A 23,360-nucleotide genomic window follows, 5' to 3' on the forward strand; every position below is an offset into this window, starting at 1 on the left:
TTTTCCTTTTACTTTGTTCTTTTCTGCTTATACTTTCCTCATGTCAATCAAAAGCTTCAGATGAAGATAAAATGCTAAAGCTCGGTTGTGAGCAAGTCGAGGAATATCTTCCATTGTTAAAGGATAAAAGAGTTGGACTACTGGTAAATCATACTTCAGTTGTAAATGGTGTCCATATTGTTGATACCTTATTGGCGCAAAATATCAAAATTACTAAAATATTTGCCCCTGAACATGGTTTCAGAGGAAAGGCTGATGCCGGCGAACACATAGATAGTAATGTTGATGTGGAGACTGGTATTCCGGTTATTTCTCTTTATGGGAAGCATAAAAAGCCAACAGAGGAAGATTTGTCAGGACTTGATATAGTCATTTTCGATATACAAGATGTAGGAGTTCGATTTTATACCTACATATCATCTATGCATTATATGATGGAGGCTTGCGCAGAGCAAGGAGTACCCATGGTCGTGTTTGATCGCCCTAATCCAAATGGAGATTACTTTGATGGTCCGATCTTAAAAGATAAGTTTAAGTCTTTTGTAGGTATGCATCCTATACCGGTTGTTCATGGCTTAACAGTTGGCGAGCTGGCGAAAATGATCAATGGTGAGAAATGGTTGAAAGACTCCCTTCAATGTGATTTAAGCATTATTGAGATGGATAATTACAATCATAATATGATGTATTCTCTTCCCATTAAACCATCGCCCAACCTGCCTAATGATATATCAATCAGGCTCTATCCGTCATTGTGCTTTTTTGAGGCAACCGAGGTAAGTGTAGGGCGTGGGACTTATATGCCATTTCAAATTATCGGATATCCCGACTCTACCTTTGGAGAGTTTACGTTTACTCCAGTCAGTATTGACGGTATGTCTAAATATCCGCCTCAACAAGATAAACTATGCTATGGAGTTGATCTGCGTAGCGAATCTTTATCCCATCGTTTTAGCCTGGAATATCTTTTGGATTTTTATGAGAAATCGTCTTATAGTGATGATTTTATTAGTAATGAGCGCTGGTTTAACCTTTTGGCAGGAACAGATGAATTATTCAAACAGGTTAAGGCCGGATTAACAGAAGAGCAAATTCGCCAAACCTGGCAAGACGAACTAAATGAATACAGTAGATTAAGAGATCACTACCTTATATATCCATAGCAATGAAGTTAAAACTATCAGGATTAATCTGTTTGCTCATTGTATTCCATGTTCTATCTGTGGGACAAAATGAGTTTAAATATACATGTGTTGATATTGAAAGTGTTTTAAAGGATTTCAAAGTTGTAAAGGAATCAGGGGGCAATTTTCAGATAGATAATGTGAATAACGAAAAGCTTGCCTTTATGGTGAGCGAAAACAAAAGGGAATGGCGGGATTATATTTTAAGGTATATTGAGATTCCTGCTTATGCCTGGTCTGAACCGAATCTTAAACATGATTTGACCAACGATTCAATAGAGCATCTGATAGTTGTTGTTGATAGCCTGACCAACAAGGGGCAGCTACTGGAATTGATGGATTCAGTTAAAGTATCCCTTTTAATGTTTGGGGATACTTTAAAAAATGATGTGGCTGCCTATACTGATAGAGCTGAAAATGCATTGTTTTTTAGTCAAAATAACCCGTTATCGAGAGATTTATCTATTCAATATATTTTTAAGGGTTTTAATCTGAAAGACGGGCATGTATACTGGAATAAAGAAAACCGGCTTAACTATTTACCTCCAGAGGTTCACGGATTAAATGCATGTAAAATCAAATACAAAGTTGATTCAATTGCGCAGCATGCTATTGAGGCCGGAGCTTTTCCAGGTTGCCGAATACTGGTTGCCTACAAAGGAACAGTGGTTTTTAATGAATCCTATGGATTTCATACCTATGATAAGCGAACGCAAGTCAGGCAACATGATGTTTACGATTTAGCATCCGTGACCAAAATATCTGGACCTTTGCCACTTATAATGAAGGCATGTGACGAGAAAAGAATGGATTTAGATATGCCTTTTTATCAGTACTGGCCGGATTGGAAAAGCCGATTGTTTCATCGGTCCAACAAAGAGCAAATGACACTTCGGGAAGTGTTAGCTCATCAGGCCGGATTGACTCCTTACATCAATTATTATCCCTGGTTACTGGATGAAGGGCATTTGAAGAATAAATATTTTCAATTATATCCTTCAGGTAATTATGATTTAAAGATTGACAACAACTTATACCTATCCACTGATTTTAAGAAGAGGGTATATAAAGCCATTCGGAAATCACCGCTGCTTAACGAGAGAAAATACAAATACAGTGGTTTGTCATATATGATATATCCTCAGCTATTGTCTGATTTATACTCTGAAGATTATGAAAGCCTTTTATATGATGAATTTTTCCGTCCTTTAGGAGCATCTTCATTATGTTATAATCCACTGGATAAAATAAAACACAGTCGTATTATTCCAACTGAGATTGATAGTAATTTTCGGAAGCAGCAGATCAAAGGATTAGTGCATGATGAAGCTGCTGCTGTAATGGGAGGGGTTTCTGGCAACGCCGGTCTTTTCTCAAGTGCTGATGATTTGGCTAAACTAATGCAAATGTACCTGAATAAAGGAAGTTATGCCGGGCACCAATATATTTCCGAATCTGTGTTCGATGAGTTTACGAAAGTACAGTATCCGGATAATGAGAACAGAAGAGGAGCAGGTTTTGATAAACCTTTGTTTGGTAATGATACATTGTCAATTAAGGTGAGCTATCCTGCACCGGCTGTTAGCCCTGAAAGTTTTGGACATAGCGGCTTTACCGGTACTTTTGTTTGGGTTGACCCTACATATCAATTGGTGTATATCTTTTTGTCCAATCGGGTTTATCCAAGTCGCAACAATAGATTAATCTACCAGATGAATGTTCGTCCAGGCATCCAGCAGATTTTCTATGATGCTATAAAAGAAAAGGGGCTTACCAGTCTTCAGGTAAATCCTGATTAGGTTCAGGATATTCAGGTTTGCTGTTCATTTTATAAAATATCTGATTTTCTGTGATATCCATCTCAATAACTTTCATATGAATAAGGTTAATCAGAATTTTTTCAGCCTTACGCGGGCTAATGTTAGCCATGCCACAAAACTTTGAAAAAGTAATATAACCATGGATGCCTAAATAAGTAAGAAGTTTACTTTCGGCATACTTTATTTTTAGAAGTGCACCTCCTGGTTGTTTGTCCCTTTTCCACACTTCAGTCAGAATTCGGTTGGCAACCAGGTTCTGATCTTTTACTCTAACATAATAAGTGGATTTTCCATCTTTATCAGGAGCCGAGTGAGGGCGGTTTTTACTCTTCTCAATGATGATTTCTAACACTGTTTTGCCTTCAATCTCCCATTTACGAGTTTCAAACTTTACACCTGGGCGACAATGACGTGTGGCAGCAGATTCAATCATGTAATATTCTTCATCGGATTCTATACCGGCTATTTTACCGTTATCCTTTACTCCAATCAAGAGACGTCCCCCATCTGTATTAGCAAATGCGGCAATTGAACGTGCTATTTTTTTTGTATCTGTAATTGCAAACTTAAAATCCTGAGTCTGGTGTTCTCCTTCCTGGATCATTTGCTGAAGCTCTTTCTCATTCACTGTTCTAAATTTTGTGCAAAGATCGGAAAAATGCCAGTATTAATAAAACCTGGGGAATTGAATACTGATATTTTTAGTTAAAGTATTGTAAATGCTTAAATAGTTATTAATATGTTGATAATAAGTTATTAAGAATGAGTATTAATAAGGATTAAATTCTGTAATTATGAGAATTGTCATGGAAATAAATGTTAAAAAATATTAACTTTTAGAGAAATAATTCTTTATACCAATAATTTTTTAACAACCCTTAAATCAACAATTATGACTGAAGTTAAACAATTGGTAAAAGGATTGGCGGACCAACACGGCCGGTCAATGGAGAGCCTTTTACCTATTCTTCAAGGAATCGTACACCAGGAACAGCACATTTCAGAAGATGCGATGGTGGAAGTGGCCCGTGAGCTGAATATATCAGCAGCTCAGGTATTTGGAACGGCCACTTTCTACTCTTTTCTTCATACTAAGCCTCTGGGCAAATATGTGATTCGTGTTTGCAAAACAATTACCTGTATGATGCATGGTAAAAATCAGATAATTAAAGAGCTTGAGACAGTTTTAAAGATCAACCTGGGAGAAACGACTCATGATCGTAAATTTACACTGCTCGAAACCAATTGCCTGGGACAATGCCATAAAGGTCCGGCCATGCTGATCAATGATGAGCCATATACTGAACTGACGCCAGAAAAAGTGCGTGAAATAATTATGAAATATAAACAGCAGGAAATCAATGCTAACTAAGCTTTAGTTAGATCCTTTTTTTGATTGATTTCATAAAACACGCAATTGTATGAAAAAGAACTTACAAAGACTCGATCTTATATTTAAGAACGAACATGATACAGATGCTATTCTAAAGAAGACATTCGCAAGAAATGATGATGATGTTATCAATGACTTAATTAGTTCCGGACTTAAAGGGCGAGGAGGAGCTGGTTTTCCTACTGGTTTGAAATGGAAATTGGCAGCCGAAGCAGCTGTTGATGAAAAATTTGTCATTTGTAATGCTGATGAGGGTGAGCCCGGTACATTTAAAGATCGGGAGATATTGTCGAGTGTACCGCATAAGGTTTTATCAGGCATGGCAGTTTGCGCCAAGATAATAGGTTCTAAGAAAGGTTTTATTTACTTAAGAAGTGAATATACTTTCCTTAAACCTCAGCTTTTAAATGTAATCGATGAATTTCATAAACTTCTTGATACCCTGGGCTTGAATTTCAGAGTTGAGATTTTTATGGGAAGTGGTGCATATATCTGTGGTGAAGAAAGCGCCTTGTTTGAAAGTATGGAAGGTAAACGTGGTGAACCACGTAATAAACCGCCATTCCCAACCGATTTTGGATACAAAGGTAAGCCAACTGTTATTAATAATGTGGAAACTTTGGCCCATACCTATTCAATTTTTAAATATGGTCCTGATAAATTTAAAGATCTGGGAATCCAGGATTCAAGAGGCTCTAAAGTATTTTCGGTTTCTGGTGATACTCCGATACCAGGTATCTATGAATTGGAGTTTGGAATGTCCCTGCAAAAGTTTGTGGATGATTTCGGAGACGGGGATTCCAAAGCTGTGCAGGTTGGTGGAGCATCAGGTTTTTGTGTGCCGCGTAAGCGGTTTGGGAAAACAGTCATCGGTTATCAGGGAAAATTAAGAGGCACATCTTTGCCAACCGGAGGCTCAATGATGATTTTCAACTCATCACGATCCATGTATAATGTACTGCATAATTACCTTGACTTCTTCGTAGAAGAATCCTGTGGACAATGTACTCCATGCCGGGTTGGTACTCAGCAGCTATTATTGGGTATTCAGGCCGTAAAAAAAGGTGAGCAGTCTTCTACTTATCTGGATAAGCTTCTCGACCTGGCTGAAGCTATGCGGGTGACTGCAAAATGCGGTTTAGGGCAATCAGTTGCCAACTCATTTTCATCCATTGTTGAGAATTTCCGTGAGGAGATGATTTACTAACCTTAAACTCTTGATTATGTCAGACAAGATTAATCTAAAAATAGATAATATAGCAGTTAGTATACGTGGTGGTGCAACGATATTAGAAGCTGCTAAAACAATAAATGTGCGCATACCAACTCTTTGTCACCACGAGGATTTATGTGTTGCCGGTAATTGCAGGGTGTGCGTGGTTGAGCAAGTTGGAAGTGACCGCCTTTTACCTGCTTGTGCAATGCCAGTTGCTGAAGGCATGGAAATTCAAACCAACAGCATGAAGGTAAGAAACGCCCGTAAACAGATTGTTGAATTATTGGTGAGTGAACACCGCGCTGACTGTACGCGATGCTACAAGAATGGAAAGTGTGAACTACAGGAACTTTCTTCAGAATACATTGTTGGAGAAGGCGGTTTTATTGACCTGATAGCGCATAAAGGCTATACCATTGATAACTTTTCACCTTCAATTATTAAAGATGACAGTAAATGTATCAGGTGTCAACGGTGCGTAAGAACCTGTGATCAGCTGCAGAGCATCGGGGCTCTTACAGTTGCTCATAAAGGAGAACATATGAAGGTCTCATCCTTCTTCGATAAGCCTATGTTTGAGGTTGTTTGTACAAATTGCGGACAGTGTGTTAACCGTTGTCCTACAGGAGCACTTACAGAGAAAACCTACCTGGATGAAGTATGGTCGGCTCTTAATTCTGAACATAAGCATACTGTGGTTCAAACAGCACCGGCTGTTCGAATTGCACTTGGTGAAGCTTTGGGTATGCCGCCTGGAGAAATCGTTACAGGTAAAATGGTATCGGCCTTACGCCGTTTAGGATTCAATTCTGTTTTAGATACTGATTTTACAGCTGACTTAACAATTATAGAAGAAGGGAATGAATTGCTGCAACGTCTTAAAAGCGTTGTAAAAGATAAAGACGAAAGTGTTAAGTTGCCACTTACAACCTCTTGTTCGCCGGGATGGGTCAAGTTTATAGAACATGCATTCCCTGATTTGTTGCCAAATGTTTCTACAGCAAAATCTCCGCAGCAAATGTTTGGTGCATTGGCCAAAACATTCTATGCCAATAAAATTGGGGTTGAGCCTGAAAATATGGTGAGTATTTCAATTATGCCATGTACTGCTAAAAAATATGAGGCTGATCGGCCAGAAATGCGAAGTAGTGGATTCAAGGATGTGGATTATGTTTTAACTACCAGGGAATTGGCTCTGATGATTAAGCAAGCAGGTATTGATTTTGTTTCCCTGCCTGACGATGAATACGACAGTATTATGGGAGAATCGAGTGGTGCTGCTGTTATTTTTGGTGCAACCGGCGGAGTAATGGAAGCGGCATTGCGAACAGCTTATGAGGTGGTGACTGGTCGTGAAGTTCCTTTTGAAGGATTGAATATTACACCTGTACGCGGTATGGAGAATATCCGGGAAGCTAACATTAAGATTGAAAATGTATTGCCGGAATGGGATTTCCTTGAGGGAGTTGAGCTAAAAACATGTGTAGCACATGGTTTGACCAATGCTAAACATGTTATGGAAGCAGTGAAAGAAGGTAGGGCTGATTATCATTTTATAGAAATAATGGCCTGTCCTGGCGGTTGCCTGGGTGGAGGAGGTCAACCAATACCTACATCTCCGGCTATTCGTAAAAAACGAAGTGAGGCAATTTATCATGAAGATGAATTAAAGCCAATAAGAAAATCTCATGAAAATCCGGAAGTTGTTCATTTATATGAAGAATTCCTGAAGGAGCCGCTAGGTGAGGTATCTCATAAGTTACTTCATACGCATTATACCGAACGTAACAGATATTAATAAATGGAGAGAAACCGGCTTAGGTCGGTTTCTTTTTACTATTTTAAACTTGTTTTTCGAGTTTATTGATTATGGAAACGAAACATGAAATTGTAATATGTCTTGGCAGCTCCTGTTTTTCAAGGGGTAATAAAGATGTATTAGAGGTTGTTAAAGCATTTTTAAAGGAACATAAATTAACCGCTGAGGTCTTTTTTCATGGCGACCTGTGCGGGGGTAAATGTGAAGAAGGACCTGTTTTGCAAATTGACGATCAGACTTTTTCACAGGTAACAGTTGATAATGTTTATGAGATACTGACCAGCTATTTTGAAGTTGAACAGGAGAAGTAGAATTATATGGGGCAATTAATACAAACAGACAAAGAGAAATGTAATCTTAGTTATACATGCGTACGGGTGTGTCCGGCTAAAGCCATTAAAATAGCCGATAAGCATGCGCAAATACTCCCTGATCGTTGTATTGGCTGTGGTCAATGTGTGACCATGTGTGGGCAACATGCGATTGAATATCGGAGTGATATTGCCAATGTTGAAAGTTTAATCAAAACGGATAGCAAGGTGGCCGCAATTTGTGACCCTGCTATTTCAGGAGAATTTACTGACGTAGCTGATTATCGCAAATTTGTTGCAATGATTCGTGAAATTGGATTTGACTTTGTTACTGAAATGTCCTTTGCAGTTGACCTAATTGCATATAAATACAAAGATCTGGTAGATAATTTTCAGGGTAAGCATTACATAACAACTAAATGTCCACCTGTTGTAAGTTACATTGAAAAGCAGGAACCTGAACTTGTAGATAACCTGGCTCCAATTGTACCGCCTTATATTGCCATGTCTAAAGTTATTCATAAACGCTATGGCGACGAGGTTAAGGTTGTATACATTACTTCATGCACAGCTGCAAAGGATGAGGTTAAACACTTTTATCATACTGATGGCCATGTTGACGGGGTGTTAACTTTTGTTGAATTACGTGAGCTCTTTGCAAATAAAGGAATAGCTGAAAATACAGTTGAATTCAGCGAGTTTGATGCGCCACTTGGACGTAAAGGAGGCTTATTCCCCATATCACATGGACTCTTTCAGGCGGTAGATATTAATCAGGGTCTATTGGAAGGAGATATTCTGATAACTGAAGGACGAGCTAATTTCTTACAGTCCATTAAGGAGTTTAAGTCTGAAAATCAGTTAAACCAACACCTTGACTTATTCTATTGCAAGGGATGTATTCAAGGACCCGGTATGTCAAAAGGAGGTAAGAAATTTACACGGCGTTCACAAGTGATTAAATATGTCAATAAGCGAATGAAAGCCATTGATGCTTATCAATGGCGTTTAGATATTGAGGAATTTAAGACTTTGGATTTGTCTCGTAGCTATAGAAGTAAAGACTTGAGATTACCTACACCAACAAAGGCTGAAGTTGATGTGATTTTGGCAGATATGGGGAAATCGAAGCGTGAAGATCAATTGGGTTGTGGTGCTTGTGGTTATCCTACCTGTCGTGAGTTTGCAGTGGCTCATCTCCAGGGATTAACGGATTATGAACAGTGTTATACCTTTTCCATTAAAAAATTACGCACCTATGTAAATAAGGTGAATGCTTCTAATGAAAAGTATAAAAAAACACAGGAGGCATTAGTGAAAAGTGAAGAAAAAGCGAGGGTTGAGGAAGGTTTGGCGCGTGAAGCAGCAGAAACGACCACAGCTATGCTCAATAAATTAAGAGCAGGTGTCGTGATTGTTGATGACAATTTAAATGTGATTGAGGCCAATCAGCGTTTTGTGGAGATGCTGGGCGACGATGCCAGAGATATTGCTGATGTGGTGCCGGGTTTAAAAGGAGCTGAATTGAAAAGTCTGGTTGATTTCTATAAGGTCTTCTCAACAGTCTTGCAGGCAGGTCAGGACGTACTGGATCGCGACGTTGAATATGGTGGTTCTATCTTTAATGTCTCGGTGTTCACAATCAAAAAGAATAAGGTAGTTGGGGGAATTATTCGTGACCTGGTAACGCCTGAAGTAAGAAAGGAAGAAGTGATAAAAAGGGCACAGGATGTAATCAAAGAAAACCTGGAAACTGTTCAGCAGATTGCCTTCCTGCTTGGAGAAAGCGCCTCCAAAACAGAAAAAACGCTTAATAGTATTATCGAAGCTCAACAATTAGGAGAGAGCCATGGAGCTGGAAAATAGCTTTTTTATAGACGTTGAATGTCGCCAGAATAACCATGTCGGTGAAATCATTTGTGGTGATGTTTTTCTTTCTCAAAAAATAAAAGAGGAAGGAAGAATTGTTGCTGTGCTTTCTGATGGAATGGGAAGCGGAGTGAAAGCTAACGTTCTGGCTACCCTGACTGCTTCTATGGCCATGAATTTTACCATCGAGCATCGTGAAGTGGCTCGTACAGCCGAGATCATTATGAATACCCTGCCGGTATGCAGTGTGCGAAAGGTTAGCTACAGTACATTTACCATTATTGATATTGAAGATGATGGCACAACAACGATAGTAGAGTATGATAACCCCCTTTGTTTAATTATGCGTGGCCAGGAAGAGTTTGATCCGGGTTGGGAAGATCTGGTTCTGAACAGTGAAAAAAATAGAGGGAAAAAAATACGTATTTGTAAATTTAAAGCAAAACTTGAAGATCGCATATTTTTTTGGTCCGATGGAATTGTACAGGCAGGTATGGGTTCAAGAGCTTTTCCTTTTGGCTGGGGACGTGAAGATGTTGGAGAATATGTTAAGAAAATTGTTAACTACAGACCATTTGCTTCGTCAGGTAAGTTGGCCCAAAAAATCATTAATATGGCTCAGCTGCATGATGGTGACAAACCCAAAGATGATACCTCGTGCGGTGTAATATACTACAGAGAACCGCGTAAACTGTTGCTTATTACCGGTCCGCCGTTTGATGAGCACAATGATTTTGAATTTTCCTTAAAAGTTAAGCGCTTTAAAGGCCGGAAAATTATCGCAGGAGGAACTACTGCTGAAGTTGTTGCCCGCGAACTGGCACTGAAGTTTGATGCGGGTTTTGAATCGGAAGATTCGGAATTACCACCAGTGTCTTTTATGGAAGGAATTAGTTTGGTTACTGAAGGGATTTTAACCCTTGGAAAAGTAGCCCGAATATTGGAAAACTACAATGTTAACAGCCGCTTAGCCAATGGGCCTGCTGATCAGATAATAAAAATGCTTTTTGAAAGCGATAAGATTCATATTCTTAATGGGACACGCATCAATGTAGCCCATCAGGATCCAAATTTACCAGTTGAACTTGAAATCAGGAGGACAGTTGTAAAGCGTGTTGTTCGCCTGCTTGAAGAAAAATTCCTCAAAGACGTTACTATCGAGTATATGTGATAAGAAATCGTAAATAAATATGATGTAAATCATACGTTTAAGTTTTGTTATGATTTGATGCTCAAATGTTAATAAACCTTTTAATTTGATAGCTATGGGGTTTCTTATCGTCTGATTTGTTGCGTTTTAATTTAGACTTGTTCTGTATTAAAGAAAACCAACATCTGGCCTTTTTTTTCTCGGTATATTAGTATTAGTTTGCTTTCATATTCGGGAAAAATTTCTTTAATCGAATGCTAAACTAAATCCAGCTAAGAAACTAAAAATATGGCGTCATCAATAAAAATAAAAAAGATAGCTGAGCTTTTGGATGCTTGTGTTGTATGCGGTGAGCAGTATATTGACTGCGAGGTTAACCATGCCTTTGCGAGTGACTTGATGAGTGATGTGTTAACACTCGAATCTGAGCAACTGGTCTTAATAACTGGATTAACAAATATGCAAACCGTACGAACAGCAGAAATGGCTGATATTAATTGTGTTGTTTTTGTTCGTGGAAAGAAAATAACACCCGATATGATAGAAGTAGCTGAAGAAAATAATATGGTTCTTATTGAGTGTCAGTATTCAATGTTCAGAACCATTGGTGTTTTATACGAGGCAGGCGTTAGTCCCGTTTATTAATTTTAATATGGAGTTTAACTACGAAGTTGAAGGAGGGAATTTTGCTAAAGCTGGAAATGCAGCCAGTAGTGTAAAAAAGGTTCTTAAACAGCTAAATGTTGATCCTAAAATCATTAAACGCATCGTTGTCGCGCTTTATGAAGGTGAAGTTAATGTTGTGGCTCATGCCTATAAAGGGAGTGTTTTAGTGGATATTGATACGAATAGAATATACATTAAAATAGCGGATGAAGGTCCTGGAATTCCAGATATTGATCTGGCAATGCAGGTTGGTTACTCCACAGCTTCAGCCATGGTGAGAGAGATGGGATTTGGTGCTGGAATGGGATTGCCAAATATGAAAAGAAATGCTGATACAATAGATATAACAAGTAAAGTTGGTGAAGGAACTATAGTTGAATTAACAACTAAGTTGACCAGTTAAGAACTTAAAACCTATGAGTGAACAACAGTTTTATCACGCATTAAAAGTCGATAAGGATTTGTGTTTTGGTTGCACACATTGTATGAATGTTTGTCCGACAGATGCCATTCGTATACGCGATGGTGTTGCATCAATAAGAAAAAACTGGTGTGTTGATTGTGGTGAATGTATGAAAGCTTGTCCGGTAGATGCCTTCTATGTTGAGCAGGATGATTTTGAGAAGATATTTAACTTTAAGCATCGGGTAGCTATTCTGCCGTCGGTTTTTATTGGTCAGTTTTCTAAAAGAATTAAAGAGTGCGAGATTATCGATATCCTGAAAGGACTTGGATTTACACATGTAGTGCCTGCGGAGGCAACAGTTGATGTTATTAATGAGTCCATGCTTGATGAGTTGAACTCCGATAGAGAAAAGCCAATGATAAGTGCTTTTTGTCCCTCAATAGTAAGACTTATTCAAGTTCGTTTTCCAGGATTAGTGAATAATATTATTCCAATTAAACCTCCAATTGATACTACTGCACTGTATTACCGGCAGTTGTTACAAGAAGAGGGGAAAAGCTCAGATGAAATAGGTATATTCTATGTAACCCCTTGTGCCTCAAAAATTGCAACTGTCAAGAGTCCTGTTGGAGATGAATCATCAAATGTTGATGGTGTTATCAATATGGATTTCTTATACAACAAAGTATTTCATGTATTAAATAATCGCAATGAGACGACTGAAAATTGTGATTACACTGTGCCTTATTTATCTCCGAAAGGATTGAACTGGAGTCTAACGGATGGTGAGGCTAGTCAAATGAGAGGCCGTTGTTTGGCTATTGATGAAATACATAATGTTATTTCATTTCTGGAGAAGGTTGAAAATGATGAAATTATAAACGTAGATTTTCTTGAATTACGTGCTTGCGATCAGAGTTGCGCAGGAGGTGTATTGCTGACTGAAAATCGATTTTTAACCGTTGAACGTATTAAGAACCGTGCAGATCGCATAAATGCGTCCGGAAAATATATTCAAAATATTTCTGAAGAACACAAACAAACGATTAAGGCGAACAGTGATGTAGGTAAGATTGAGCCGCGTTCAATGATGGTATTGGACGAAGATATGGGCATTGCATTGAAAAAAATGGAACGCGTTCGTCGTATGATGTGCTACCTGCCTGGTATTGATTGCGGTGCATGTGGTGCGCCAAGCTGTGAGAGCCTGGCTAAAGATATCGTGCGAAAGGAAGCACATTTGTCCAACTGTGTGTTTTTGCAGAGGATGATGGAAAAGACTAAAAAGTTAGACCCACAGCACTCTATCCGAATTATAGAAAAAAGCTGGGGCAAAGATCGTTTAGATAAGGATTGTAAGAAAAAAGGAGCAAAGAATGACAGTTTCTGATATCATAGAAAAGCTAGAACTAAAAGTTACAGGTGGAGAAGAAGGCCTTCAAAATGAAGTAAAGGGAGGTTACACTTCAGACTTATTGAGTGATGTGATGGGAAATGTAGATGAAGGGCAAGTTTGGATAACCCTACAGACACATCGCAATGTTATGGCTGTGGCTTCGCTTAAAGAAGTAGCAGCTGTTATTATAGTAAAGGATTTGGAGGCTGATGAAAATACTATTAGTCAAAGTAATGATGAAGGTATTCCATTGTTGAGTTCTTCAATGGAAGCGTTTGAATTGTCAGGTGAACTGTACAAATTATTGAACAAATGATATGAAACGCTTTAAGGCAGATTTGCACATGCACACCGTCTTATCTCCATGTGGAAGTTTAGAGATGAGCCCGGCAGTCATTGTAAATAAAGCATTAGAGCGAGGATTAGATATAATAGGCATTACCGATCATAACTCAACCAGGCAATGTGCCGAGGTTTATAAGATAGGTAAGCAAAAAGGATTAGCAGTGTTATGTGGTGCTGAAGTCACCACTAAAGAGGAAGTCCACTGTTTAACGTTCTTTGAAAATTTTGAAAAACTTGAACTTTTTCAGGCATATCTTGATAAACATCTGCCAAATATTCCCAATGATGTTGAGAAATTTGGTTACCAGGTGTGGGTTGATCATGCTGAGGAAATTGTTGGTCAGGAAGATCGTTTGTTGATTAGTGCAATAAATCAGTCCATTGATGAGGTTGAGAAAAAGGTGAGAGAACTTAATGGATTGTTTATTCCGGCCCATATATTCCGGCCAAGTTTTAGTGTTTATAGTCAATTGGGTTTTATGCCTTTTGATATTATACCAGACGCCATCGGGATGAGCGCCAGAGTGGATGTTGAAGAACAGATAAAAAAACACCCTGAGTTAAAGCAATTTGCAGTTTTACGCTCTTCAGACGCTCATTTCCCGGAACAGATAGGAACGCACTATTCTATAATTGAAATGGAAGAAGCCACTTTTGATGAGTTACGCAAAGCACTGCATCAGCAAGAAGGAAGAAAAATTGTAGAACTGAAGTAATGAAGGATTTATCAATGCATATCATGGACATTGTTCAGAATTCGGTGAGAGCGAAAGCAGAGAATGTGAGACTTGCCATCACACTGAATGAGCAATGGTTGATCATTAAAGTGGAAGACGATGGAAGTGGAATGGATAAGGAGACCTTAAAGAAAGTAACGGATCCATTTTATACGTCCAGAACAACACGAAAGGTTGGGATGGGTATTCCTTTAATTCTGCAGAATGCCGAGTTGACAGGTGGAAACATGTGTTTATCTTCGGAGTTGGGAGTTGGTACAACACTGACTGCCACATTTGGACGCGAGCACATTGACAGGCCACCAATGGGAGATATTGCATCTACTGCCGCAATGATGATAACGGGTAACGATGGTGTTAACCTTCAGTTTGTAGTGCATAGAAAAGATGATGAATTTGCAATAAGTACCAATGAGGTCAAAGAGGCAATGGGGGATGTAGATATACGATTGCCAAAAGTGACAAGTTTTTTAAAGGAAATGATTGACGAGAATTTAAAGGAATTAAATATAGAATTTGATTAAATGTCTGATTAGATCAGGCATCCAGACAAACAAAAGAATGTGTAATTAATAATAACCAATCGCTATGTCAAAAGTAAAATCTCTGGCTGATTTGCGTAAAATGCGCGAAGAATTGCAGACTAAAGTAAGTCTGCGTGAGAAAAGCGACAATCCTGAAAAAATGGTTCAGGTAAAAGTGTCGATGGCTACTTGTGGTATTGCCTCAGGAGCAAAAGAAGTGATGAACCATATGATTGAAGAAATGGATCGTCAGGCAATTGATGCCATAGTTACTCAAACCGGATGTATGGGATACTGTCATGCAGAACCTACTATCGAAGTAACACTACCTGGAACAGATCCAGTGGTTTTTGGTCATGTGGATAATAAAAAGGCCGATGAAATCATTGAGAAGTATGTTATCAGAGGGGAGTTGGTGGATGGAATCATCCCGGTAAATTACGAAACAGTAAAAGAGAATAAAAACGAATAGTTTTTTGCGCTATGGCTAAATTCAAAAATCATATCCTTGTTTGTGGTGGAACCGGATGTCGTGCCTCACAGGGAGAAGAAATTGTACAAAACCTTGGTAAAGTTTTAGAGGAAAACAGCCTCGAAAACGAAGTACAAGTGGTAAGAACCGGATGTTTCGGTTTCTGTGAAAAAGGTCCTGTTGTTAAAATGGTTCCTGATAATACTTTTTACGTTCAGGTAACACCTGAAGATGCTACAGAAATAGTGGCTGAGCACCTGGTGAAAGGTCGTAAAGTTGAGCGTTTGTTATATACCGATCCTGAAACACAAGAGCGTGTGTCAGAATCGAAAGATATGGGTTTCTATAAGAAGCAGATTCGTATTGCACTTAGAAACTGTGGGTTTATTAATCCAGAAAACATTGATGAGTATATTGCCCGCGATGGATATGCCGCGTTAGGAAAGGCTTTGACTGAAATGACTCCTGAAGAGGCTATTAAAGAAATTATTGACTCTGGTCTTCGCGGTCGTGGTGGAGGTGGTTTTCCTACAGGTTTAAAATGGGATATCACGCGTAAAGTAGAAGCAGAGCAAAAATATGTGGTTTGTAACGCTGATGAGGGTGACCCGGGTGCATTTATGGACCGTTCAATTCTGGAAGGTGATCCTCATGCTGTTTTAGAAGCTATGGCTATTAATGGCTACTGTACAGGTGCATCTAAAGGGTTGATATATATTCGCGCTGAGTATCCATTGGCAATTTCACGTCTGAAGATAGCCATTGATCAGGCACGTGAGTATGGTTTGTTGGGAGATGATATCTTTGGTACCGGGTTTAGCTTTGATGTTGAATTGCGTTACGGTGCCGGTGCATTCGTTTGTGGTGAAGAAACATCATTGATCCACTCAATGGAAGGTTTACGTGGTGAACCTACTGTAAAACCTCCATTCCCATCTGAAAGTGGATACAAAGGTATGCCTACCAACGTAAATAACGTTGAAACCTATGCTAACATACCAGTTATCTTATTAGAGGGAGCTAAATGGTTTAGCAGTATCGGAACTGAAAAGAGCAAAGGAACCAAGGTATTCGCTTTAGCGGGTAAGGTAAATAACGTTGGTTTGATTGAAGTTCCAATGGGTACCACTCTTCGTGAGGTAATTTTCGATATTGGTGGTGGTATCAAAGACGGTAAGAAATTTAAAGCTGTTCAGACAGGTGGGCCTTCTGGAGGTTGCTTAACTGAAAAGCATCTTGATATTCCGATTGATTACGATAACTTATTGGCTTGTGGCTCTATGATGGGTTCAGGAGGTATGATCGTAATGGATGAGGATGATTGTATGGTTTCTGTAGCTAAATTCTATTTAGATTTTACAGTTGAAGAATCATGTGGTAAATGTGCTCCATGTCGTATTGGTAACAAGCGTTTATATGAAATGCTTGATAAATTGACTGAAGGAAAAGGAACGGAAGAAGACTTAACATTATTACGTAACCTGAGTAATGTAATTAAGGATACGTCGCTTTGTGGATTAGGTCAAACATCACCTAATCCGGTTCTTTCAACGATGGAGAACTTCGCTGATGAGTATGAAGCACACGTGAAAGAAGGTAAGTGTCCGGCTGGTCAATGTAAATCGTTAATGCAATATGTAATTGATGCTGAGAAATGTATTGGTTGTACATTGTGTTCTCGTGTATGTCCGGTTGATGCGATTACCGGTGATAAGAAAGAGCCTCACTTAATTAGTCAGGAGACTTGTATCAAGTGTGGTGCTTGTTATGAAAAATGTAAGTTTGGTGCTATCAGCATTCAATAGCCAAACCAGTTTTTGAACAGTAAAAGATAGAAGAATGGAAATCGTTCAATTAAGCATAGATAATAAAAAGGTAGTCGTTGAGAAAGGCACTACCATCTTAGAGGCAGCTAAAAACATCGGGGTGGATATTCCTACTTTATGTCATATGAAGCTGCACGATATGAACATTGAGAATAAGCCAGGCGGATGTCGTGTTTGTGTGGTTGAAGTTGAAGGTCGTCGTAACCTGGCACCAGCATGTAAAACTGAATGTACAGAAGGTATGGACATTCAAACACACTCTGTTCGTGTGGTAAATGCGCGTCGTACAGTAATGGAACTGATCTTATCAGATCACCCGTTTGATTGTTTGGTTTGTGCTAAATCCGGAGATTGTGAATTACAGACAATGGCACAGAATCTCGGTATTCGCGAAGTTCGTTACCAGGGTGAGAAAAACTCATATAAGAGTGATGAATCACCAGCTATCGTTCGTGAGATGGAGAAGTGTATCATGTGTCGCCGATGTGAAACAGCTTGTAATGAAGTGCAGACTGTTGGTGTGCTTTCAGCTGTTAACCGTGGTTTTGAGTCTGTAGTAGCACCTGCTTTTGAAATGGATTTAGACCACTCGGCTTGTACATTCTGTGGACAATGTGTTGCAGTATGTCCAACGGGAGCTTTAACAGAGCGTGACAGCTCAGCGAAAGTTATGGATGCCATTGTTGACCCTAAGAAAACAGTGATTGTTCAGACCGCTCCTGCTGTTCGTGCTGCATTAGGAGAAGAATTTGGAATGGAAGCAGGTTCGCTTGTTACCGGTAAAATGGTTTCAGCTCTGCGCAAATTAGGTTTTGACCATGTATTCGATACAGACTTTGCTGCTGATTTAACTATCATGGAAGAGGGTACTGAGTTACTGGGTCGTTTAAATAAGCATTTGGCTGGTGATAAGGATGTTAAGTTGCCTATCTTAACTTCTTGTTGTCCGGGTTGGGTAAATTTCTTCGAACATCAGTTCCCTGATATGATTGATATTCCATCAACAGCTAAATCTCCGCAACAGATGTTTGGTGCTATCGCAAAGACTTATTTTGCCGATCAGTTAAAGCAAAAGCGTGAAGATGTTGTAGTAGTGTCGGTTATGCCATGTTTGGCTAAGAAATATGAGTGTGCGCGTGATGAATTTAAAGTAGACGGTGATCCGGATGTTAATTTGTCAATCTCTACTCGTGAGTTGGCTCAGATGATCCGTAATGCCAACTTAAATTTCGAAGCATTGGAAGACGATGATTTCGATAAGCCATTAGGCGAGTCAACCGGTGCTGCTGTAATTTTCGGTACAACTGGTGGCGTAATTGAAGCTGCTGTTCGTACAGCATACGAAGTTCATACCAAGAAGCCACTTCCAAAACTTGACTTCGAAGAATTACGTGGTTTTGAAGGTATTCGTTCTGCAACAATCGACTTTGATGGTCTTCCGATCAACATCGGTATTGCACACGGATTAGGAAACGCACGTCAGTTATTAGAAGATATCAAAGCTGGTAAATCACAATTCCATGCCATTGAAATTATGGCATGTCCTGGTGGATGTATCGGTGGTGGTGGTCAGCCATATCACCACGGTGATGTTGAAGTATTGAAGAAGCGCCAGAAAGCAATTTATGAAGAGGATAAAGGTAAGATCCTTCGTAAATCACACGAGAATCCATTCATTCAGAAACTATATTCTGAATTCCTTGGTGAACCATGTGGACATAAATCGCACGAACTGCTTCACACACACTATTACGATAAGAAAAAGAAGGTTGAAATCTAAAAAAGTATCAAGCTATAGGTATCAGGGTGATAGACTATCCTGATACTTGGTACTTGAATCTTTTATCTTAAAGAAACGAAAAATGGCAAATATAAAATTACCCGCCGCTAAGGTGGAAGAATTAAAAGAAGTATGTAAAAAACTCGGTAACGAAGGTGGCGAGTTGATTAACGCACTTCATGCAGCTCAGGAATTATTCGGCTATCTGCCTGCTGAAGTTCAGGAGTTGGTAGCTAGCGAAATGAATGTATCTGTAGCTCACGTTTATGGTGTTGTTACATTCTATTCTTTCTTCTCAATGATTCCAAAAGGAGAGCATCCAATCTCAATCTGTATGGGTACAGCTTGTTATGTGCGTGGTGCTGAGAAGGTCCTGGATGAATTTAAGCGTCATCTGGATGTTAAGGTTGGTGAAACAACTGAAGATGGTAAATTTTCAATTAGCTGCTTACGTTGTGTCGGAGCTTGTGGTTTAGCCCCGGTAGTTACTGTAGGCGAAAAGGTTTATGGTCGTGTAGCTGCCGAAGATGTAAAAGGTATTTTAGATGAGTACAAATAAAATACGTGTTTCAAAATGGAGCCGCCTTACATTTGTAAGGCGGCTTTTTTGTTATTTATACTGAAAGATAATTGGTGCTATTGCTTTAATGGTGATGAAAGTATAGCTGTGAAAATTTCGATTTGGTAGATTATAGGAGGTATGTAAGCAAAATCGTTATTCATTCGATGAAATACTGTTTTTTAACAGATAATAATTCTGGTATTTTGTTGCTTAAATTAGCTTAAAACCCCTAATTTTGAGCAATGGAGTCATGATGGGGACATCAGATAAAAGCAGGTGAAATGTCAATAATTTATAACCCACAACAATATAAGTTGGCTGATAAGCCAATGGAGAATTTTATCGATGCAGATGAGATTCATGAGATTCTTGATGCAAATCAAAACCCAGGCATGGAGCAAGTGCAAGAGGTGATCAAGAAGTCATTAAATAAGAATCGCTTGAGTTTGCAGGAAACAGCCTTGCTGCTCAATGCCAATGAACCAGAAATGGTTGATGCCATTAAGGCGGCAGCGAAACAATTAAAGGAGCAGGTTTATGGCAGACGTATAGTTTTATTCGCCCCTTTATATGTCGGTAATTTGTGTATTAACGATTGCACGTACTGTGGCTTTCGCTCAACCAATAAAAAACAAGAACGATTAACACTTGGAAAACAAGATATAATTGATCAGGTAGTGGCCCTGGAAGATACCGGACACAAGCGTCTGATATTAGTCTATGGAGAACACCCGCGTTACGATGCTCAGTTTATTGCTGATACAGTGAAAATTGTTTACGGTGTTAAACATGAAAACGGAGAGATACGTCGTGTTAATATTAACGCGGCTCCTTTGGATATTGATGGTTATAAGATAGTTAAAGAAGCCGGAATTGGAACCTACCAGATCTTTCAGGAAACATATCACAAACCAACGTACGAAAAAGTACACCTGAAAGGAACTAAAAAACACTTTGACTGGCGCTTGGCAGGATTGGATCGTGCGCAGGAAGCCGGAATCGATGATGTTGGTATTGGTGCTTTATTCGGTTTATATGATTGGCGTTACGAAGTGATGGGCTTATTACGTCATGTTAACCATTTTGAAGCAGTCTATAATGTAGGACCACATACTATTTCATTTCCACGCATCCAGTCAGCATCAGGTTTTGAGGTTGATAAACGTTATGAGGTAAGCGATGCTGATTTTACTAAGTTAGTGGCTGTTTTACGCCTGGCAGTTCCATATACCGGATTGATTTTAACAGCACGCGAACCTGGTTATATCCGCGATGAGATCCTGCAATATGGAGTCTCTCAAATTGATGGCGGTACTAATATTGAAATGAAAGGCTATACCAGTCATAAGGAACAGCAGGACCTGGACCATGAACAGTTTGAGATTTGCGATGATCGTTCTTTAAACGAAGTGATGGAAGAGTTAGTCGAAGATGGTTATATTCCATCTTTTTGTACTGCTTGCTATCGATTAAACAGAACAGGTGAGCACTTTATGGAATTTTCCGTTCCCGGCTTTATTAAACGCTTTTGTCAACCAAATGCCATATTGACGCTTGCCGAATATTTGGAGGACTATGCTCCGCCAACAACAAAAGAAAAGGGCTATCAGTTAATTGAAGATAGTCTAAAAGATTATGAAGATGAGCGTTTTAAGTCGAAGTTGATAGAGCGTCTTGGTAAAATAAAGGAAGGAGAACGTGACTTATATTTCTAATTTGATAACAGCACTATAGCGAAATAAAAAAAAGTGGCGAAGATGTCTTTCTTCGCCACTTTTAATATAGAATGAGTTGTTAATTCTTCGAAATTCTAAACTGTAAGGTTTCTGTCTTGCCATTACCCAGTTTATCTTTTGCTTCGACTTCTACACTATAGATGCGCTCTTCTTTGAACAGTTCCATACTAGATGGTGAGCCATTACTACCATAGTTTTTCTTCTCACCTCCATCAATACTGTAAAGTATGTTTTTTGTACCGCAATGTTTATCAGTTGCGCCAATGTATAATTTAACAAATGGCGGATAAACAGATATGTCTTGACCGTCATGTTTTTCCTGGCGTGTTGGTTTTATACTGAAATTGATAAATACATCAGGGCCTTCATTATCAACGTATACCTGGCTGGTTTTTGCTGTCTCCCGGTTATTGACATTGTCAATTGAAGAGAAATTGATTTCATAAAAGCCTTCATCAGGGATTTTAAAACTGGTAGTTTCTTGCTCCTGATCACCATTGACCTTAGATATGATTTTCTGAACACCAGATGCATTGTCTTCAGAGAATAGTTTTATCTCAGTTAACTTGTTAATGAATAATGTATCTCTGTTAAAGAATTGCGGACCATCGTAATCAATGCCGCTTGAAGGAGCTTCCGTATCCATAAATACAGATACTTTACCAACCTTAGATTGGTTCTCTACCATATCATAGGATTGATAATAAACAGATTGTAAGGCTTTTTCTGTATCAAAGGCAAAGGGCTCTTCATACTTCTTGTCAATTTCCACGCGGTTGGTACCGAACATCGTTCTGTCAACAACCAATTGATTGTCTTTGGCATCTAACTCGCACCTGCTTCGTTCAGATACATAAAGATATTTACCTCGGAACTGATCTCCAATTATCGTTGCAGTTGCCTCTGGTGGATCGTAATCAATAACAAAAGAAAAAGTAGTCATATCACCACCTGCAATATCTTCGGTGTGGCTACTGCCATCTGACCGGTTACCAACATTGTCGCTAGCCCAGAATTTAAAGTCGTGGTTCCCATTTTCAATCATGCTCAAATCAATAGGGCGTGAATAGGTTTTTACCGGATCGTCGTTCAGCTGATATTTGATATGACTGATTCCTGTTGTTTTATCAACAGCTAATAATTCAATTTTAGAACGTGCTGAAACAGTATTGCCAGAAACATCACCAACTAACTTCCAGTTGACAGCAGGAGCCGTCTTGTCAATAGTAAACTGTCTCTCTTGTATGCTTTCGACATTACCTACGTTATCAACACTGTAATACTTTAATGAATAATGCTTTTCTTCTGATATGTTAATGACTCCCTCTGATAACCTAAATTCTTCGCCATTAATGCTATAGTAGGTTTTATCAAGTCCAGAAACTTTATCGTAAGCGCTTAGTGCTATTTGAAGGCCGGCCCCATAATAAATACTGTCGTTTCTTACGTATTTCTGCGCGTGACTGAAGCTGGCTTTTGTTGTAGGGGCAATTCCATCGGCATAAACCTGAAATACTACATCTGAAACAGGATAAACCAATTCTTTTGTTTCAGGATCAACTTGTGATGGTGTACGTATAGTATTCAGGCCTTCTGAATCAAAATAAAACGGATTAGCATATTTAGGACAACTTTCACTTTCAAGTGTTTCTGTATTTCCTTCAGCCCCGGGGCTTGTTGATAGCATTAAATACATGGGCTGGTGTTTATTCGCAAATAAACGACCTTCTTCGTTACGATACATTTTTTGAGGATGGTCGGCTTGCTCCTGCGACTTTGTTATACTGATAAAAAGAAACAATGCCAGGCACGAACTTAGAATTTTTTTCATTGACATAAATCTGTTCACTTTGTAGATTTTATTATTGCGTGTGTTATCTATTGAGAATTTTACACAGAATTACGATGTTAGTACTATAGGGTTACCTAATTGTGGAAGAAGTAATCAACAAAATGGATCCATTTTGACCAGTAGCTTAAAATTTGCGATGAATGGATGTATTTCGTCTAAATAGGTCAAAAGGTTCGACCAATAAACTCGCATGTTCCGCTATAATAGTAGAATTAGGCGTATTTGGTAAATGTTATGCAAATAAATCATATAAAAAGATAAAAACATCTCAAAATCCATTGGAATTAAAAACTATT

At 38.9% G+C, this 23,360-nt stretch carries 21 protein-coding genes; 19 read left to right on the top strand and 2 right to left on the bottom strand.

Going from position 1 to position 23,360, the window contains the following annotated elements; genetic code table 11:
* Window positions 1-71: 71 nt before the first annotated feature.
* The gene (locus ACRD69_RS03385; RefSeq protein WP_430813652.1) at window positions 72-1,163 is read left to right on the top strand and encodes an exo-beta-N-acetylmuramidase NamZ family protein; all 1,092 of its coding nucleotides are present in this window, start codon (window positions 72-74) and stop codon (window positions 1,161-1,163) included.
* A gap of 2 nt (window positions 1,164-1,165) precedes the next feature.
* Entirely contained in the window at window positions 1,166-2,983 is a 1,818-nt protein-coding gene (locus tag ACRD69_RS03390) for a serine hydrolase domain-containing protein (protein WP_430813653.1), read from the top strand.
* Here ACRD69_RS03390 and ACRD69_RS03395 read toward each other — a convergent pair.
* Window positions 2,955-3,632, bottom strand: coding sequence for an AlbA family DNA-binding domain-containing protein (locus ACRD69_RS03395; RefSeq protein ID WP_430813654.1), 678 nt, complete (start codon window positions 3,630-3,632; stop codon window positions 2,955-2,957). The genes ACRD69_RS03390 and ACRD69_RS03395 overlap by 29 nt on opposite strands.
* A gap of 264 nt (window positions 3,633-3,896) precedes the next feature.
* On the opposite strand from ACRD69_RS03395, the gene nuoE reads away from it, so the two are divergent.
* The 17 genes from nuoE (at window position 3,897) to hydG (ending at window position 21,191) form a co-directional block, all read left to right on the top strand.
* The gene (gene nuoE, locus ACRD69_RS03400) at window positions 3,897-4,376 is read left to right on the top strand and encodes an NADH-quinone oxidoreductase subunit NuoE (RefSeq protein ID WP_430813655.1); all 480 of its coding nucleotides are present in this window, start codon (window positions 3,897-3,899) and stop codon (window positions 4,374-4,376) included.
* A gap of 49 nt (window positions 4,377-4,425) precedes the next feature.
* On the top strand, window positions 4,426-5,604 hold the full coding sequence (locus ACRD69_RS03405) for an NADH-ubiquinone oxidoreductase-F iron-sulfur binding region domain-containing protein (protein ID WP_430813656.1): 1,179 nt from the start codon (window positions 4,426-4,428) through the stop codon (window positions 5,602-5,604).
* Between the two features lie 16 nt (window positions 5,605-5,620).
* Complete coding sequence (locus ACRD69_RS03410; RefSeq protein WP_430813657.1) at window positions 5,621-7,411, top strand: NADH-dependent [FeFe] hydrogenase, group A6; 1,791 nt, start codon at window positions 5,621-5,623, stop codon at window positions 7,409-7,411.
* 71 nt (window positions 7,412-7,482) lie between these two features.
* Window positions 7,483-7,743 (top strand): NAD(P)H-dependent oxidoreductase subunit E, encoded by a 261-nt coding sequence (locus ACRD69_RS03415; RefSeq protein WP_430813658.1) that lies wholly within the window; start codon window positions 7,483-7,485, stop codon window positions 7,741-7,743.
* A gap of 6 nt (window positions 7,744-7,749) precedes the next feature.
* On the top strand, window positions 7,750-9,609 hold the full coding sequence (locus ACRD69_RS03420) for a [Fe-Fe] hydrogenase large subunit C-terminal domain-containing protein (protein ID WP_430813659.1): 1,860 nt from the start codon (window positions 7,750-7,752) through the stop codon (window positions 9,607-9,609).
* A complete protein-coding gene (locus ACRD69_RS03425; RefSeq protein ID WP_430813660.1) occupies window positions 9,593-10,783 on the top strand; it encodes a SpoIIE family protein phosphatase in 1,191 nt (396 codons plus the stop codon). Before ACRD69_RS03420 ends, ACRD69_RS03425 begins: the two co-directional genes overlap by 17 nt.
* Before the next feature lie 267 nt (window positions 10,784-11,050).
* Window positions 11,051-11,407 (top strand): DRTGG domain-containing protein, encoded by a 357-nt coding sequence (locus ACRD69_RS03430; RefSeq protein ID WP_430813661.1) that lies wholly within the window; start codon window positions 11,051-11,053, stop codon window positions 11,405-11,407.
* Window positions 11,408-11,414: 7 nt separating this feature from the next.
* Window positions 11,415-11,831 (top strand): ATP-binding protein, encoded by a 417-nt coding sequence (locus tag ACRD69_RS03435; RefSeq protein ID WP_430813662.1) that lies wholly within the window; start codon window positions 11,415-11,417, stop codon window positions 11,829-11,831.
* Window positions 11,832-11,844: 13 nt separating this feature from the next.
* Entirely contained in the window at window positions 11,845-13,224 is a 1,380-nt protein-coding gene (locus ACRD69_RS03440; RefSeq protein WP_430813663.1) for a [Fe-Fe] hydrogenase large subunit C-terminal domain-containing protein, read from the top strand.
* Window positions 13,211-13,546, top strand: a complete 336-nt coding sequence (locus ACRD69_RS03445) for a serine kinase (RefSeq protein ID WP_430813664.1) — start codon at window positions 13,211-13,213, stop codon at window positions 13,544-13,546. The genes ACRD69_RS03440 and ACRD69_RS03445 overlap by 14 nt, the downstream gene beginning before the upstream one ends.
* 1 nt (window position 13,547) lies before the next feature.
* Entirely contained in the window at window positions 13,548-14,291 is a 744-nt protein-coding gene (locus tag ACRD69_RS03450) for a PHP domain-containing protein (protein WP_430813665.1), read from the top strand.
* The gene (locus tag ACRD69_RS03455) at window positions 14,291-14,836 is read left to right on the top strand and encodes a sensor histidine kinase (RefSeq protein ID WP_430813666.1); all 546 of its coding nucleotides are present in this window, start codon (window positions 14,291-14,293) and stop codon (window positions 14,834-14,836) included. Before ACRD69_RS03450 ends, ACRD69_RS03455 begins: the two co-directional genes overlap by 1 nt.
* 64 nt (window positions 14,837-14,900) lie before the next feature.
* Window positions 14,901-15,308 carry a (2Fe-2S) ferredoxin domain-containing protein gene (locus ACRD69_RS03460; RefSeq protein ID WP_430813667.1) on the top strand — a complete coding sequence of 136 codons (408 nt, stop codon included), beginning with the start codon at window positions 14,901-14,903 and terminating at the stop codon, window positions 15,306-15,308.
* 11 nt (window positions 15,309-15,319) lie between these two features.
* Window positions 15,320-17,113, top strand: a complete 1,794-nt coding sequence (locus ACRD69_RS03465) for an NADH-ubiquinone oxidoreductase-F iron-sulfur binding region domain-containing protein (protein WP_430813668.1) — start codon at window positions 15,320-15,322, stop codon at window positions 17,111-17,113.
* A gap of 34 nt (window positions 17,114-17,147) precedes the next feature.
* Window positions 17,148-18,914 carry an NADH-dependent [FeFe] hydrogenase, group A6 gene (locus tag ACRD69_RS03470; RefSeq protein WP_430813669.1) on the top strand — a complete coding sequence of 589 codons (1,767 nt, stop codon included), beginning with the start codon at window positions 17,148-17,150 and terminating at the stop codon, window positions 18,912-18,914.
* A gap of 82 nt (window positions 18,915-18,996) precedes the next feature.
* Window positions 18,997-19,473: an NADH-quinone oxidoreductase subunit NuoE family protein gene (locus tag ACRD69_RS03475; protein ID WP_430813670.1), complete on the top strand. Its 477-nt coding sequence runs from the start codon at window positions 18,997-18,999 to the stop codon at window positions 19,471-19,473.
* Between the two features lie 284 nt (window positions 19,474-19,757).
* Complete coding sequence (gene hydG, locus ACRD69_RS03480) at window positions 19,758-21,191, top strand: [FeFe] hydrogenase H-cluster radical SAM maturase HydG (RefSeq protein WP_430813671.1); 1,434 nt, start codon at window positions 19,758-19,760, stop codon at window positions 21,189-21,191.
* 79 nt (window positions 21,192-21,270) lie between these two features.
* On the opposite strand, the gene ACRD69_RS03485 is transcribed toward hydG, so the two are convergent.
* On the bottom strand, window positions 21,271-23,043 hold the full coding sequence (locus tag ACRD69_RS03485) for an OmpL47-type beta-barrel domain-containing protein (protein ID WP_430813672.1): 1,773 nt from the start codon (window positions 23,041-23,043) through the stop codon (window positions 21,271-21,273).
* Window positions 23,044-23,360: the final 317 nt, after the last annotated feature.

This window comes from Carboxylicivirga agarovorans, from assembly GCF_050589845.1.
GTDB classification, from domain to species: Bacteria; Bacteroidota; Bacteroidia; order Bacteroidales; family Marinilabiliaceae; genus Carboxylicivirga; species Carboxylicivirga agarovorans.